Origin of the sequence: Kitasatospora sp. YST-16 (assembly GCF_026802215.1) — a bacterium.
Lineage (GTDB): Bacteria > Actinomycetota > Actinomycetes > Streptomycetales > Streptomycetaceae > Kitasatospora > Kitasatospora cineracea.
Window position 1 is genome coordinate 6,036,482 of the sequence record NZ_CP113837.1, and the last position, 15,357, is coordinate 6,051,838.

The 15,357-nt window shown below is 75.3% G+C and carries 12 protein-coding genes and 1 pseudogene; 7 read left to right on the plus strand and 6 right to left on the minus strand.

The window, feature by feature from the left end:
- The first annotated feature begins 68 nt into the window (after positions 1–68).
- A complete protein-coding gene (locus tag OU787_RS27335; protein ID WP_268660931.1) occupies positions 69–1,103 on the plus strand; it encodes a hypothetical protein in 1,035 nt (344 codons plus the stop codon).
- On the opposite strand, the gene OU787_RS27340 is transcribed toward OU787_RS27335, so the two are convergent.
- The 4 genes from OU787_RS27340 to OU787_RS27355 all read right to left on the minus strand — a co-directional run bounded on the left by OU787_RS27340 (position 1,100) and on the right by OU787_RS27355 (position 4,896).
- Entirely contained in the window at positions 1,100–2,038 is a 939-nt protein-coding gene (locus OU787_RS27340) for an SAM-dependent methyltransferase (RefSeq protein WP_081967233.1), read from the minus strand. The two genes, OU787_RS27335 and OU787_RS27340, sit on opposite strands and share 4 nt — an antisense overlap.
- Before the next feature lie 143 nt (positions 2,039–2,181).
- Positions 2,182–2,910 carry a cysteine hydrolase family protein gene (locus OU787_RS27345; protein WP_268660932.1) on the minus strand — a complete coding sequence of 243 codons (729 nt, stop codon included), beginning with the start codon at positions 2,908–2,910 and terminating at the stop codon, positions 2,182–2,184.
- The gene (locus OU787_RS27350; protein ID WP_268660933.1) at positions 2,907–4,124 is read right to left on the minus strand and encodes an isocitrate/isopropylmalate family dehydrogenase; all 1,218 of its coding nucleotides are present in this window, start codon (positions 4,122–4,124) and stop codon (positions 2,907–2,909) included. Before OU787_RS27350 ends, OU787_RS27345 begins: the two co-directional genes overlap by 4 nt.
- A 241-nt stretch (positions 4,125–4,365) precedes the next feature.
- Positions 4,366–4,896, minus strand: coding sequence for an EF-hand domain-containing protein (locus OU787_RS27355; protein WP_030463050.1), 531 nt, complete (start codon positions 4,894–4,896; stop codon positions 4,366–4,368).
- Between the two features lie 409 nt (positions 4,897–5,305).
- Here OU787_RS27355 and OU787_RS27360 point away from each other — a divergent pair, with 409 nt between their 5' ends.
- The gene (locus tag OU787_RS27360) at positions 5,306–6,745 is read left to right on the plus strand and encodes a glyceraldehyde-3-phosphate dehydrogenase (protein ID WP_268660934.1); all 1,440 of its coding nucleotides are present in this window, start codon (positions 5,306–5,308) and stop codon (positions 6,743–6,745) included.
- A gap of 96 nt (positions 6,746–6,841) precedes the next feature.
- Here OU787_RS27360 and OU787_RS27365 read toward each other — a convergent pair whose 3' ends face one another.
- Positions 6,842–7,474, minus strand: a complete 633-nt coding sequence (locus tag OU787_RS27365) for a CGNR zinc finger domain-containing protein (RefSeq protein WP_268660935.1) — start codon at positions 7,472–7,474, stop codon at positions 6,842–6,844.
- Positions 7,475–7,691: 217 nt separating this feature from the next.
- Here OU787_RS27365 and OU787_RS27370 point away from each other — a divergent pair, with 217 nt between their 5' ends.
- The 4 genes from OU787_RS27370 to OU787_RS27385 all read left to right on the plus strand — a co-directional run bounded on the left by OU787_RS27370 (position 7,692) and on the right by OU787_RS27385 (position 13,345).
- A complete protein-coding gene (locus OU787_RS27370) occupies positions 7,692–8,444 on the plus strand; it encodes an MBL fold metallo-hydrolase (protein ID WP_030463047.1) in 753 nt (250 codons plus the stop codon).
- A 149-nt stretch (positions 8,445–8,593) separates the two neighbouring features.
- Positions 8,594–9,814 (plus strand): MFS transporter, encoded by a 1,221-nt coding sequence (locus tag OU787_RS27375; RefSeq protein ID WP_268660936.1) that lies wholly within the window; start codon positions 8,594–8,596, stop codon positions 9,812–9,814.
- Positions 9,815–9,823: 9 nt separating this feature from the next.
- The gene (locus tag OU787_RS27380) at positions 9,824–11,089 is read left to right on the plus strand and encodes an HNH endonuclease (protein ID WP_268660937.1); all 1,266 of its coding nucleotides are present in this window, start codon (positions 9,824–9,826) and stop codon (positions 11,087–11,089) included.
- Positions 11,090–11,143: 54 nt separating this feature from the next.
- Positions 11,144–13,345 carry a DEAD/DEAH box helicase gene (locus OU787_RS27385; protein WP_268660938.1) on the plus strand — a complete coding sequence of 734 codons (2,202 nt, stop codon included), beginning with the start codon at positions 11,144–11,146 and terminating at the stop codon, positions 13,343–13,345.
- Between the two features lie 49 nt (positions 13,346–13,394).
- Here the strand turns inward: OU787_RS27385 and OU787_RS27390 are convergent, their stop codons facing one another.
- Entirely contained in the window at positions 13,395–14,393 is a 999-nt protein-coding gene (locus tag OU787_RS27390) for an NADP-dependent oxidoreductase (protein ID WP_030463043.1), read from the minus strand.
- 139 nt (positions 14,394–14,532) lie between these two features.
- Between OU787_RS27390 and OU787_RS27395 the strand changes: the two are divergent.
- Positions 14,533–15,245 (plus strand): annotated as a pseudogene (locus tag OU787_RS27395) (LysR family transcriptional regulator); the annotation flags it as partial.
- Positions 15,246–15,357 lie beyond the last annotated feature (112 nt).

Below are 15,357 nucleotides of genomic sequence, written 5' to 3' on the forward strand. Positions count from 1 at the left end.
GCCCATCGTACGGAATGGTAGGGTCACTGAAAAATTGGAGTGACACCAAGATTTTCGAGGGGGCCGGAGTGGCGAGCACGACGGACAGCAGCAGCGGTGCCGGGTCGCGGCGGGAGTTCGGGTTCGGGATCTACCCGGGCGCGCTGCTCGGCGACGAGCACGGCATCGTCCACCCCGTCCGCCCCGACGACCCGGCCCGGCTGGCGGCGGCGCTCGACCTGCTGCAGGGCGCCGAACCCGGCTTCCGGATCCGGATCTACCGCTCCTTCGCCCGCACCGTCACCCCGCCGCCGCAGACCCCCGACGGCTGGGAGCCGTACCTGGAGCGGCCCGGGCGGCGGGTCGACCTGGTCCTCCAGTTCCGCGAACCGAGCGGCAGCCGGGACGGCTGGGAGGCGTACGTCCGCTCCCAGGTGCGGGAGTTCGGCGGACGGCTCGGCGCGGTGCAGGTCTGCGAGGAGCCCAACGCCGACCTGCCGGTGCTCGACGGCAGCGTCCCGGGCGTGCTGGAGGCGCTGGTGGCCGGGGTGGTCGCCGCCAAGGACGAGGTGCGCGCGCTCGGCCTGGACGCGGCCGTCGGCTTCAACGCCGTCCCCACCCTCGACCCGGCCGCGACCTTCTGGCCCGACCTGGGACGCCTCGCCGACCGGCGCTTCCTGGACGCGCTCGACTACGTCGGCCTGGACTGCTTCCCGGACGTCTTCCGCCCCGTCCCCGCCGAACGCCTCGCCGACGCCACCGCCTGGCTGCTGCACACCTTCCGGCACACCGACCTGCCCAAGGCCGGCATCCCGGCCGGGACGCCGATCCGGATCTGCGAGAACGGCTGGCCCACCGGCCCCGGCCGCCCCGAGGACGCCCAGGCCCGCGCCCTGGAGACGGTGATCCGCACCGTCGCCGACCGGGCCGGACCGCTCAACATCGACGGCTACGCCCTGTTCGCCCTGCGCGACGCGGACAGCTCCGGCGGGAGCCCGTTCCACCACTTCGGCCTGCTCCGCGACGACCACACGCCCAAGCCGGCCTTCGACACCTACCGCCGCCTGATCGCCGAACTCGGCCCGCGGCTGCGGCAGTCGGCGCAGCGGGAGCGGTGCGGTTAGGGCAGCCGGACCACCGTCCTGGCCCCGGTGTGCTTGGTGCAGGTGACCCAGCGGTTGGCGGCCAGGGCGTCGTGCGGTTCGGGGCGCAGCCGGGAGGCGGGGGCGTGGTCGAAGGGGGAGCGGACGGTGGTGGCCCAGTCGAGGGCGGCGAGGGCGGCGGCGGTGTTCGGGCGGGGGCCCGGGGCGAAGAGGGCCAGCAGGTCGACGCCGAGGCGCTCGCGGGCGGCCGCGTAGACCGGGGCGGCCCGGACGGTGGCGGACTCCAGGCCGTTCTTGACCTCGTACGCCAGGGTGCTGCCCGGGGCGCTGAGGCCGTCCAGGGCGGTGGCGACGGCGAGTTCGCTCTCGGCGGGGAGGTAGAGGAAGAGCCCCTCGGCCAGCCAGGCGACCGGTTCGGCCGGGTCGAGCCCGGCGGCGGTCAGGGCGCCCGTCCAGTCGTCGCGCAGGTCGACCGGGACGGTGCGGCGGTCGGCGGCGGGGGCGGCGTCCAGGCCGTCCAGGACCCGCTGCTTGAAGCGGAGCACCTCGGGGCGGTCGAGTTCCCAGACGGTGGTGCCGGCCGGCCAGGGCAGCCGGTGGGCCCGGCTGTCCAGGCCGGCGCCGAGCAGGACGACCTGCCGGGTGCCGGCGGCGGTCGCGCCGAGCAGGTGGTCGTCCAGCACCCGGGTGCGCAGGGCGAAGTACGCGGCCAGCCGCTCCCACACCGGGTCGCCCGGGGCGACGCGGGCCGGGTCGTCCGGCCAGTCGGCGCAGCCGGGCGAGGCGCGGACGAAGTGGGCGGCGAACGGGTCGACGGCCAGCGCCTCGGCCCGGCGCGCCTCCAGCGCGCGGGCGTTGGCGACCAGCAGGGCGGTCCGGCCGACGCCGGCCTCCACCCCGGGGTCGGGGCGGGCGGTGCCGAGGGTGTCGAGGGTGGTGGTGCCGAGGGCGGTCACTGCTGGGCCGCCGTGGTCCCGAGGGTTCCGGGCATGGTTCTCTCGCAGGGGTAGGGGTGAAGGGGGAAAGGGGAAAGCGGTGAAGCGGTGAAGGGGTGGAAGGGGAAGCAGCGGAGCGGGGCGCCTGGGCGGGGCGGGGGTGGTCACCGCCCGGTCGGCGTGGCCCCCGGCTGCTCCGCCGCACCGGCGGCCCGCGCGGCGGGCACGCCGTCCGCGTCCGTTTCCACGCCGGTGCCGGCTCTGCCGGTGGTGAACTCGTCGGCGGAGAACGGCTGTTGCTGGTCCAGCCCGGTGATCCGCGCGCCGTACACCCGGCTCATGAAGCGCAGGATGTCGGCGTCCGCCAGGTGCAGGGCGGTGGTGCAGTCGCGCAGCACGGTGAGGTGGAAGCCGCGTTGGAAGGCGGTGCGGGCGGTGGAGTCCACGCAGACGTCGGTGAACAGGCCCGCCAGGACGAGGTGGTGGAGGCCGCGGCGGCGCAGGTGCGGTTCGAACTCCGGGTCCTGGAAGGCGTCGAAGCAGGCCGGTTTGGTGAACACCGCCTCGTCGGGCCGGGGCCGGACGCCGTGGAACTCGGCGCCCCAGCTGCCCTCCAGGCACTTGGGCCGCTTGCCGAGCCGGGCGTCCCGGCTGCGCCAGGCCGGGCCCTGGTGGGCGGGGTCGCCGAGGAAGCGGACGAACAGCACCTCGACGCCGCTCTCCCGGGCCAGGTGCACGGCCCGGACGCTGCCCTCGACGGCCCGGGCGAGCAGCGCGGGGTCGCCGGGGAAGCGGGCGGCGGCGACCTCGCCCGCGCAGAAGTCGTTCTGCAGGTCGACCACGACCAGCGCCGTCCCGGCGGGGGCCTGCGGGCGGGCGGCCGCGGAGCTCATCGGGCGGCCGCCGTCGCGGTGGCGTCCGCGGCGTCCGTGGCGCCCGCAGAGTCCGCGGCGTCCTCGTTGGCGCGGAGGCCACCGGCGGGGCGGCCCTCGGCGGGGCGGATGCCCTGGTCGGCCCCGGCGGGACGGGTGTCCTCGACCGCTCCGGCCGGGCCCGGCACGAACGTTCCTGCAAGGGAGGCAAGGACGGCGTCGACCACCGCGGTGGTGCCGGCGGTCCCGCCGAGGTCGGGGGTGCGGGCCCCGGCGGCCTGCGCGGCGGCGATCGCGGCCTCGACGGCGGCCTCCGCGCCCGGGCAGTCGGCGTGCCGTTCGGCGATCCGGGCGGCGGCCCGGACGGTGGCGAGCGGGTTGACCAGGTCGCGGCCGGCCAGGTCGTCGGCCGAGCCGTGCACGGTCTGGTACTCGGGGAGCCCGTTCAGCTCGGGGTGCAGGTGGACGTTCTCGGTGCAGCGGTTCTCCTGCCGCTCCGAGCCGTAGCGGTCCAGCAGGACGACGTGCATGATGTCGGCCCACTCGTTCCCGGCGACCAGCAGGGTGCGGTCCGCGGGGCCGTGTGCGATCAGGTTGCGGTTGACCGTGTCGGGCTGGAACAGGGCGACGTCCAGGCCGAGTTCGGCGGACAGGCCCTGCGCCCAGTCGTCCAGCGCCCCGTCCAGCAGGTGGTACTTGTAGGCGAGTTGCACCCGGGCCGGGCCCTCGGCCCACAGTTCGCGGGCGCGGCGCACCGCGTAGCGCACCACCTGCTCGGTGACGTCGCGGCTGAACTCCATGGTGCGCACCACCTTGCCGGGGGTGTGCAGGTTCTCGCCGGTGTAGAAGCCCTGGGCCTGGTCGCGGACCAGCAGCAGCCGGGCGTCCCCGGCGGTGATCGGCTCGACCTTGACGGCGGCCAGCCGCTGCCGGACCAGGTACAGCGACTGGGCGTTGATCGCGGTGCGGAACACCGCCCGGGCCCCGGCGGCGGCCTGCTCGCGGCAGAACCGCTCGTAGTGCGCGGCGTCCTGCTCGGTGAGCGCGGCGATCTCCGCGGTGCCGGCGGCCTCGGCGCGCAGCGAGACGTACGAGTGGTAGGTCCGCGGCGACCGCTCCACCCGGACCTGCCGGCCGTGCAGCCGGGTGATCCGGTCGAGCACCCGCTCGAAGACGGGGGCGAGGTCCGGGCCGGTGCCGCGGCCGACGGCGAGGGCGATGAGGGGTGCGGTCACTGCGTGGCTCCTTGGGAGTGGTGCGGGAGGAGACGGCGGCCGGGCGGCGGCATGGCTGGGACCGGCGTCGGCGGGGCCGACGTCGGTGCGGGCTCTTTCGGCGGCCGGAGGGCCGGTGCCGTGGCGGTGGGGTGTGTGGCGGTGCCGTGGCGGGACGGCGGTCGGTTCGGGTCGAACCGGGTCAGGACAGGTCGAACCGGGTCAGGACAGGTCGGACCAGGTCGAGTCGGGCTGGGTCAGGTCAGAAGGACTCCGGGACCAGGTGGTCGCCGGGGATGCCGACCTTCTCGGGCGAGTAGTAGTCGCGGATGCCCTCGGCCCACACGCCGACGGTGATCCGGTCCTCGGCGTCCGGGCCGAAGGCGTTGAACAGGGATTCGATGTTGGGCCTCTCGAAGCCGATGGCGGTCATCAGGGAGAGGAAGCGGGGGCGCTCGATCAGGCCGTCCCCGTCCGGGTCGCCGAGCACGGCGAGCGCCTCGGCGAAGGCCGCGGCGGTGGCGCCGAACAGTTCGGTGTTCAGCACGAAGCCGCGGAACTCCTCCGGGCTGATCAGGCCGTCCCGGTTGGTGTCCAGGGTCTCCGACAGCACCTGCCAGTAGCGGCTGAGGCTGTCGGCGAGCGCCTGCCGGTCGGCGGCCGGCGAGTCCTCGGCGACCGTCAGCAGTCGCTCCGTCATGAGGTCGAAGTCCTCGGCGTCGAGCACCCCGTTCCCGTTGGTGTCGAACAGGGTGAACACCAGTGCGGCCCGCTGGAAGGCCTCATGTCCCATGGGTAGCTGTCCCGTCGCTCGCGGCGGGCCCGACCTGCTCGGCCTGGCCTCGGCCGGGAACTCCTACTCTGCCGGTAAACCCGGTCCGTTGTCCCGGAAACTGACAGCTCGTCACTCACGGGAGTGACTAATGTTACGCAAGTGATTATTGTCACGTGCTGTGACCGCGCAGGTGGGACCTGACGGGCCGTCATGTCCGGTGGTCCGTCCGGCCCAACCGGCCGCCGCCGCGCGGCGGTGTGGCCGCCGTCACGCCGACCAGGGCGTTCGGGGGCGGACCGCCGCGGGCCCGGGAGGGGACCGGCGCCGGGCGGGCCGGGAAGCCGAAGCTAGCATGGGGCGCGCCCCAGCTCGGCCAACCCTCAAAACCGGCCGACCCTCAGCTCGGCCCACCCTCGAAAGTTGAATTGTGACTGTCAACGACGACGTGTTCACGGACTGGAAGACCCGCGAGGAACTCGCGGAGACGATGATCCCGATCATCGGGCGGCTGCACCGCGAGCGGGACGTCACCATCCTGCTGCACAGCCGTTCCCTGGTGAACAAGTCGGTGGTCAGCATCCTGAAGACGCACCGCTTCGCCCGCCAGATCGCCGGCGAGGAACTCTCGATCACCGAGACCTTCCCCTTCCTCCAGGCCCTCGCCGCCCTCGACCTCGGCCCGTCCCAGATCGACCTGGGCCTGCTCGCCGAGGCCCACCGCGCCGACGACCGCGGCCTGTCCCCGGCGGAGTTCACCGCCGAAGCGGTGGCGGGCGCGACCGGCGCCAACAAGCTGGAGCGCCAGGCCCCGCGCGACGTGGTCCTCTACGGCTTCGGCCGGATCGGCCGCCTGCTCGCCCGCCTGCTGGTCGAGAAGGCCGGCGGCCTGCGGCTGCGCGCCATCGTGGTCCGCAACGGCGGCGGCGACGACCTGGTCAAGCGCGCCTCGCTGCTGCGCCGCGACTCCATCCACGGCCAGTTCCAGGGCACCATCACCGTGGACGAGGCGACCAACACCATCGTCGCCAACGGCAACGCGATCCAGGTGATCTACTCCAACGACCCCAGCGAGGTGGACTACACCGCGTACGGGATCGACAACGCCATCCTGATCGACAACACCGGCCGCTGGCGCGACCGCGAGGGCCTCTCCAAGCACCTGCGCCCCGGCATCGCCAAGGTCGTGCTGACCGCCCCCGGCAAGGGCGACGTCCCGAACATCGTGCACGGCGTCAACCACGACACCGTCAAGCCGGACGAGCAGATCATCTCCTGCGCGTCCTGCACCACCAACGCGATCGTGCCGCCGCTGAAGGCGATGAACGACGCGTACGGCGTGCTGCGCGGCCACGTGGAGACCGTCCACTCGTTCACCAACGACCAGAACCTGCTGGACAACTACCACAAGGCCGACCGCCGGGGCCGCTCCGCGCCGCTCAACATGGTCATCACCGAGACCGGCGCCGCCTCCGCGGTCGCCAAGGCCCTCCCCGAGCTCCGGGCGAAGATCACCGGCAGCTCGATCCGCGTCCCCGTGCCGGACGTCTCGATCGCCATCCTCAACCTCCAGTTGGCGCAGGAGACCACCCGCGAGGAGGTCCTGGAGCACCTGCGGGACGTCTCGCTGACCTCCCCGCTCAAGCGGCAGATCGACTTCATCGACTCGCCCGACGCGGTCTCCAGCGACTTCATCGGCTCCCGGCACGCCTCGATCGTGGACGCGGGCGCGACCAAGGTCGAGGGCGACAACGCGATCCTGTACCTGTGGTACGACAACGAGTTCGGTTACTCCTGCCAGGTCGTCCGGGTCGTCCAGCACGTCTCCGGCGTCGAGTACCCGACCTTCCCGGTCGCTGCCGCGCACTGACGCGCGAGGCCCGGGCGGCGGAGCCCGGGAGCTGAACAGTGGACCCCGGTCGGCCTGCGGGCCGGCCGGGGTCCTCGCTTTCCCCCTGACGGGTCGTCAGCCCTGTTCCGCCGCGCGCTTCCTGGCGTAGGCGCGGGCCGCCCGGACCCGGTCGCCGCAGCGGGTCGAGCACCAGTGCCGGGCGGCGTGGGTGCGGACGTAGAACCGGGTGCACGGGGTGCCGCCGCAGCGGGCCAGCCGCTCGGCGTCCGGGCCGGTCAGCAGGTCGGCGGCGTCGGCGGCGAGCCGGGCCATCGCCCGGTCGGCGATCCGGTCGGCCGGGTGCGGCAGGCTGCGGTGCAGGCCCCGCTCGGCGTCCCAGCGCAGCAGCGGCACCGACGGGGCCGCGGTCAGCGCCCCGTTCACCGCCGCCAGCGCCCCGGCCGGGGCCGGCCGCCCGGCCACCGCGGCCTCCAGCAGCTCGCGCACCGCCTCCCGGAACGTCCGCAGCCGCGCCGTGCACGCCTCCCGCACCTGGCTCCCTTCCGGCGCGAGGTCGTGGGCCGTCAGCCACTCCGAGGTCGGGGCGGGTGCCGCCAGCAGGTCCAGCGGCCCGGCGGGGAGGGTCAGCAGCGAGTTGGCGAAGTCCAGCGCGGGGTGCTGCTCGGCTCCCGGCGCGGGCGGCGGGGCGGCGGGGGCGGCTGGGGTGGCCGGGGTGGCCGGGCGGGTGCTGGTGGTGCGCTGGCTCATGTCCCTCATGGTAAAGGCCGGTGTTGGCCGTGAGGAGGGGTGTGCCGGTTGATATGTCGACTGGTCGACGCGCGGTGGGCGGATCGGCTGCCGCTGCGGCTGCGACCCTCCAGATCTCACGTTGAACCTTGCGGTTCTCCGTGAGGTGACGCTAGATTCTCCTCACGGAGAAAGCAATGGTTCCCCGTGAGGGAACTGACGATGCGTGAGGTGTGCCATGACCGCTGTCCCCGCTCTGCCCACCGTGCCCGTCCAGGTCTTCGGCGGCCCCACCGCCCTGATCGAGTACGGCGGCCTGCGCCTGCTGACCGACCCGACCTTCGACGCCCCCGGTGACTACCCGCGCGGTGACGGCCGGTTCCTCACCAAGACCCTCCCCGGCACCGTCGACCCCGCCGCCCTCGGGCCGGTCGACGCCGTCCTGCTCTCGCACGACGAGCACCCCGACAACCTCGACCACGGCGGCCGCGCCCTGCTCGCCGACGTCCCGCTCACCCTCACCACCCGCGGCGGAGCCGAACGCCTCGGCGGCACCGCCCGCGGCCTCGCCCCCTGGGAGCAGGTCGAGTTGGGGCCCGTCACCATCACGGCCGTGCCCGCCCAGCACGGCCCCGACGGCAGCGAACCGGTGGTCGGCGAGGTGATCGGCTTCGTCCTCACCGGCGACGGCCTGCCCGTCGTCTACGTCAGCGGCGACAACGCCTCGCTCGACGTCGTCCAGCGGATCGCCGACCGCGTCGGCCCCGTCGACACCGCCGTCCTGTTCGCCGGCGCCGCCCGCGTCGGCCTGTTCGACAACGCCCTGCTCACCCTCGACAGCACCCGCGCCGCCCGGGCCGCCCGCATCCTCGGCGCCCGCCGCGTCGTCCCCGTCCACTACGACAGCTGGGCCCACTTCACCGAAGGCCGCGAACCCCTCCTCGCCGCCTTCACCGAGGCCGGCCTCGCCGACGTCCTCGAACTGCGCTGACCCGCCCGCCCTGACCCGCCCGCCCGGATCCTCTCCGGTATACAACGGACAGTTGTGGCCATGGTGCCTGGTGGTTGTTTGACCTGCTGTTGTCCCGCTTGCTTGGCTCTCCCCGGTCAACGGAGGTTTGTGCGACGGGGAGCGGCCGGGTGGGCAGGAGAGCGCTGGGGCGGCAGTTCGGCTGGCTGTGGGCCTCGTACGCGGTCAGTGCGTACGGGTCCGGGCTGGGGTTCGGGGCGCTGCCGCTGATCGCGGTGCTGGTGCTGCGCGCGGGGCCCGCCGAGGTGTCGGTGCTGTCGGCGGTGGGGCCGGCGGTGGGGGCGCTGGTCGCGGTGCCGCTGGCGCCCCGGGTGGAGTTCCGGCGCAAGCGGCCGGTGATGGTGGCGACGGACCTGGTCCGGTGCGCGGCGATGGCGAGCGTCCCGGCGGCCTACGCGTTCGGCCTGCTCGGATTCGTCCAGCTGCTGCTGGTCTCGGTGCTGGTCGCCGCCGCCAAGATCGCGTTCAACGCGGCCGGTGGCGCCCACCTCAAGGCGCTGGTCCGGCCGGAGGACCTGCTGGTGGCCAACTCCCGGCTGGAGTCCACCAACTGGAGTGCGATCGCGGTCGGGCCGCCGCTCGGCGGGGCGGCGATCGGGCTGTTCGGGCCGGTGGTGACCGTGCTGGCCGACGCGGCCAGCTACCTGCTCTCCGCGCTCGGCCTCGCCGCGATCGGCGGCCGCGAGGCGCCGCCCCCGACCGCCCCGCCCGGCCGCGGCCGGACGGCCGGGCTGCTCGACGGCTGGCGGCACCTGCTGGGCGATCCCGAACTGCGGGCGCTGTACCTGAACAACCTGCTGGTCTCCGGCCTGATCATGGCCACCGAACCCCTGCTCGCCGTCCTCCTGCTGCGCCAACTCGCCTTCCCCCCTTGGCAGTACGCCCTCGCCTTCGCCGCCCCCTGCCTCGGCGGCCTGCTCGGCTCGCGGCTGGCGCCCCGGGTGGTGGCCCGCTACGGCCGCCCCGCGGTTTTCCGGACCGTCGGCACCCTGCGCGCCGTCTGGCTGATCGGCCTGGCCTTCGTCCGGCCCGGCCTCCCCGGCCTGCTCACCGTGATCGCCGTCGAACTCGCCATCGTGGTGAACATGAGCCTCTACACCCCCGTCCTCGCCACCCACCGCCTCGAACGCACCCCCACCCACCTGCTCGCCCGCACCCTGACCGCCTGGTCGGTCGGCCAGCAGGCCGCCATCGCCGCCCTCACCGCCCTCGCCGGCCTGCTCGCCCACGCCACCACGCCCCGCACCGCCCTCGCCGCCATCGGCCTGCTCGTCCTCCCCACCCCCCTCCTGCTGCCCCGTCCGGCCCGCGCCCCCGTCCCGGCCGGATAGCTTGACCGCATGCTTTCCGACACCAGGGGGACCGGCGCCGCGGACGACGGGGACCCGTGCGCGAGCGACCGCAGGGCGGAACACCGGGACTTCCTCGCCTTCGTCGGCAACTACCGCGAAACCTGGGCCCCGGACGGCGAGACGCTCCTCCTCGAGTGGGACGAGGAACGGCGCTACAGCGTCACGGTGGGGCTGTACGACGGACGCTTCCCCCGGGTCACCTTCCACCTCGGGCGGCTGAACCCCTCCGCCGCCCGGAAGCTGTTCGGTCGGCTGGAGCAGGTGCACAACGCGCTGAACGAGAAGACCGGCGCCGAACTGCGGCTGGACTTCCCGGAGGCCGTGACCTTCCTGTCGAAGCGCCCGGTGCTGTGGCCGACCGGCGCGACACCGGCGAGGGTCTACGCGCCGACCTGGGGGGCGGCCCGGCGGTGGGTCGGTGCGACGGTCGACGTGCTCACGGCGCACCTCCACGCGGTGGTGGACGCGGAGCGGGCACCGGTGCCGCCGGCGGTGCGGGCGGCACCGGTGAAGAAGGCCGTTGCCGTGAAGGCGGTCGGGAAGGTCGGGAAGAAGGCCGTCGCACCGCGCCCGCCCGTGCGGGTGGCGCTCCGGGCGGCGGCCCCCGCCCTCCCGGCCGTGCCCTCGGCGGCTCCGCCCCGCCGGCCCGGACCGGAACAGGACGGGGGCGTCCCCGGAGCCGGCGCCCGGCCGGTGCCGCCGCCGAGGGAACCCGCCCGGGAACGGCCGCAGCCGGTGTGCCCGGTCTGCGAAGCGCCGGTGCGCAACGGGCTGATCCGGCACCGGCAGTGCGAGGGGCGCCGGCGTCCGGCCGGCGGGGAAGCGGCGGTGCCGCCGTCCCCGGCCGTGGGGGACGCCGCCGCCTACCGGGACCTGGTCGGCCAGGTCGAGGCGCGGGAGGCCGCCGCCCGCGGGCAGCGCCGGGCGGCCGTGCGGAACGCGCCGGTGCGGCTCCCGGAGGCCAGGGCCGCGGTGCTGCTGCGCAGCCGGGGGCGCTGCGAGAACCCGTCCTGCACCGGGGAGGTCGACGACGTGACCGACAGCGGTGACGCGATCCTGGAGGTCGACCACGTCGAGGAGATCGCCGGGGGCGGCCGGGACCACCCGGTGCAGATGATCGCGTTGTGCCCGAACTGCCACGCGAAGAAGAGCCGCGGTTCGCGCCGTGCGGAGCTCCGGGCCCTGCTGCTGGCGACGGCCCGGGAGGCCCACCGGCGGTGGCAGGACGGCGGCGCGGCCGGCCGGGACGACTGAGCGGGGTGCCCGCCGGTGCCCCGTCCGGTCGGGGTGACGGCGGGGGGTGCCAGGATGGGCGGGCCGGGTGAGTGCGAGGAGACGCAGGTGGCGGGACGGGGTGTGCGGTGGGCCCGGGAGGTTCTCGGGGCGGCCGGGCGGCAGCGGGCGGCGGCGCGGGCGCTGGTGGCGGACCACGCGGCGGCGGTCGGGGAGGTGGCGCAGGCGCACGGGCGGATCTTCGAGCGGCTGGTGCGGGCCGAGCTGGAGGCGATACCGGTCGAGCGGCTGAAGGACGTCACCGAGGGGCGGCTGCAGGTCGGCACGCTGCGCGGCGTCGGGTACGCCACCGTCGCGGCCGTGCACGGCGCGACCCGGCAGGACCTGCTGCGGATCCCGGGCATCGGCGGGCCCACCGCCGCCCAGCTGCTGGCGGCGGCCGGGCAGATCGCCACCGCCGTGCAGGAGGGCACCGCCGTCCGGCTGGACCCGGCGCACCCGGACGCGGAGGCCACCGCGCTGGTCGCCGCCCTGCACCGGCTGGTGCTGGCCGGGCCGGGGGCCCGGCGGGCCGCGGCCGAGGCCGCTGATTTGGACGCCCGGTACGAGGGGCCGCTGGCGGAGGCGAAGTACGCGCGGGGCCGGCTGCGCGGGCTGCTGGTGGGGGCGGAGAAGCGCGAACGGGCCTGGCGCGCCGTCGAGTTGCTGGCGGGAGAGGGGGAGCGGGCGGAGGCGGACGGGGTGGCGCTGCGGTTCGCCCAGGCGTCCGCGGACCTGCTGCGCCCGCCCGCGGGTGAGGTGGAGGCCTGGGTCGAGTTCGAGCACCGGGCCGCCGAGTTCTACGCCGAGCTGTCGGTGCTGGCCGAGGAGGGCCGGCTGGCCGGTCCGACCGCCACCGACGGCCGGGCCGCGGCCGAGGGCCACCTGCCGGACGGCCTGGCCGAGCAGGTGCGCGCGCAGCCCTTCGACGACCGGGGCTGCACCGTCTCGCTGCGCGGCTACCAGGCGTTCGGCGCCCGGTTCGCGCTGGCCCGGAAGAAGGTGGTGATCGGCGACGAGATGGGCCTGGGCAAGACCGTCCAGGCGCTGGCGGTGCTGGCCCACCTGGCGGCCGACGGGGGTCCGCACCGCTTCCTGGTGGTGTGCCCGGCCTCGGTGCTGGTCAACTGGCAGCGGGAGACCGCCGAGCGGACGGTGCTGGCCGCGCACCGCTACCACGGCCCGGGGCGGGAGGCCGCCCGGGAGCGCTGGCTGGCGGGCGGCGGCGTGCTGGTGGCGACGTACGAGTCGCTGCGCACGCTGGCCGCCGACCCGGTGGCCGCGCTGGTGGTCGACGAGGCGCACTTCGTGAAGAACCCGGCGGCCCGCCGCACCCAGCTGGTCGCCGAGTGGGCGGCCCGCACCGGGCACGTGCTGTTCCTGACCGGCACCCCGATGGAGAACCGGGTCGAGGAGTTCCGCACCCTGATCGGCCACCTCCAGCCCGAGCTGCTCACCGACCTGCCGGCCGGCCTCGGCGCGCTCGGCCCGCTGGCCTTCCGGCGCGCCGTCGCCCCCGCCTACCTGCGCCGCAACCAGCAGGACGTGCTCACCGAACTCCCGGACGTGGTGCGGGTCGACGAGTGGGACGAGCTGTCCGGGCCGGACCGGGCCGCGTACGCCGCGGCCGTCGCCGAGGGCAACTTCATGGCGATGCGGCGCGCCGCGTACGCCGAGCCCGCGCACTCGGCGAAGCTGCGGCGGCTGCGCGAACTCGTCGCCGAGGCCGCCGAGTCGGGGCACAAGGTGGTGGTGTTCTCGTACTTCCGGGAGGTGCTCGCCGCCGTGCACGGGGCGCTCGGCGCCGCCGTCACCGGCACCGTCGCGGGTTCGCTGCCCGCGGAGGCTCGGCAGGAGCTGGTCGACGCGTTCACCGCGGCGGCCGGGCACGCGGTGCTGCTCTGCCAGATCCAGGCGGGCGGGATCGGTCTCAACCTGCAGGCCGCCAGCGTGGTGGTGCTGTGCGAGCCGCAGCTCAAGCCGACCCTGGAGGACCAGGCGGTGGCCCGCGCCCAGCGGATGGGCCAGGTCCGCCGGGTCCGGGTGCACCGGCTGCTGGCCACCGACAGCCTGGACCGCCGGCTGGTCGAACTCCTCAAGGGCAAGGCCGAGTTGTTCGACCGGTACGCCCGCCGCAGCGACCTCGCCGAGGCCGCCCCCGAGGCCGTCGACGTCTCGGACCGGGCGCTCGCGGTGCGGATCGTCGAGGACGAGCAGCTGCGGCTGGCCGGCGGGTAGCGGACGGGGCGACCCAAAGCCCCTGGTGGGAAAGCGAACTGACGCACCGTCAGATCGTCACCAGCATCTTGCCGGTGTTCGCGCCCGCCAGCACCCCGAGGAACGCCTCGACGGTGCGGTCGAAGCCGTCCAGCACGGTCTCCGGCGCGCGCACCCGGCCGGTGCGCAGGTGCGGGGCCAGCAGGTCGTACAACTCCTGCTGGGCGTCCAGGTGGTGGCGGACCAGGAAGCCCTCCAGCCGGATGCTGCGGGCCACCAGTTCGAACAGGTTGTGCGGGGCGGCGGGCGCGGTCGCGGCGCCGTACTGGGCGACGGCGCCGCACCAGGCGATCCGGCCGAAGTCGCGCATCGCGCCGATCGCCGCGGCCAGGTGCTCGCCGCCGACGTTGTCCAGGTACACGTCGATGCCGTCCGGGGCGGCCGCGGCCAGCAGCTCGGCGACCGGGCCGTCGTGGTAGTCGAAGGCCGCGTCGAAGCCCAACTCCCCGGTCAGGAAAGCGGTCTTGGCGGCGCTGCCGGCCGAGCCGACCACCCGCCGGGCGCCCAGCAGCCGGGCCAACTGCCCGGCCGCGGTGCCCACCCCGCCGGCCGCGGCCGAGACGAACAGGTCCTCGCCCGGGCGCAGTCCGGCGATCCGGGTCAGACCGACGTACGCGGACAGGCCGGTGCCGCCCAGCACGCTCAGGTGCGCGCTCAGCGCGACGCCCGGCAGTTCGGGCAGCACCCGCACCTGCTCCGGCGTCACCAGCGCGTGGGTGCGCCAGCCCTCCCGGTGGATCACCGGCGTCCCGACCGGCAGCGCCGCCGACCGGGACTCCACCACCCGGCCCACCGCCCGCCCCTCCAGCGGCGCGTGCAGCCGGTAGCCGTCCTCGCCGTCCGCCATCAGGCCGAGCATGTACGGGTCGACGGACAGGTGGGCGTTCTCCACCAGGACCTGCCCCTCGGCGGGCGCGGGCAGCGTCCCGTCGACGAAGGCGAACAGGTCGGCGGTCGGCCGGCCGTTCGGGCGGGCGATCTGGTGGACGGCGCGGAAGGGCACGGGCATGGCGGAACGCTCCGGAAGGGGGAAGGGGGGTTGACGTGGCAGGACGCTACGGGGCGGGGGAGCGGCGCGGCAGGGGGCGGCGTCGATGGCCGGGCCGCAGCCATGAACGGCGTTCATGGCTGCGCGGTAGGCTGCGCCGGTGACGGACGATCTCCTCCCGCAGGAACTGCGGATCCTGGTCGCGGTCGCCGACAGCGGCGGCTTCACGGCCGCCGCCGAACGGCTCGGACTGACCCAGTCCGCGGTCTCGCACGCCGTCCGGGGCTGCGAACGCAAGCTCGGCACCGTGCTGTTCGAGCGCGGCCGCCGCGGCGCGACCCCCACCGCGGCGGGGAGCGGGCCGCCGGGCACGCCCGCCGGATCCTGCGGCTGCTGGCCGCGCTCCCCGGCGAGGCCCGGCAGGCCGCCGCCGGGGACGACGCCGCCCCGAGCGGGCCGCTGCGGATCGCCGCCTTCCGCAGCGCCGCCGTCCAGGTGCTGCCCCCGGTGCTGGCGCGGCTCGCCGAACGCTGCCCCGACCTGGTGCCCGAGGTGCGGATCGTGCGCGACCTCGGCCGCGGCACCGCCGGCGAGGTCGCCGACGGCCGGGCCGACCTGGCCCTGGCCACCCTCGACGCCCGCGGCACCACCACCACCCTGCCCGGGCTGCTCGCCGCGCCGCTCTACCGCGAGGAGTACGCCCTGGTCCACCGCCGGGGCCACCCCGACCCGCGCGCCCTGCCGCTGGTCGACTGGGCCGAGAACTGCGGCTCGTACACCGCGGACTGGTGGAAGCGCCAGGACTGGCTGCCGACCGCCACCATCGACGTCTCCGACGACACCGTGGTGCTCTCGCTCGCCGCCCAGGGCCTGTCTTCAAACCCCCGTCGTCGCCCGGAGGGCGGCCCCGCGGCGTCTGGTGCGTGCTCTCGGCGTGCCGGCCGGAAGCCCTCGTACTGGGGGTACTTGGGTTTTCGGCCGGTGC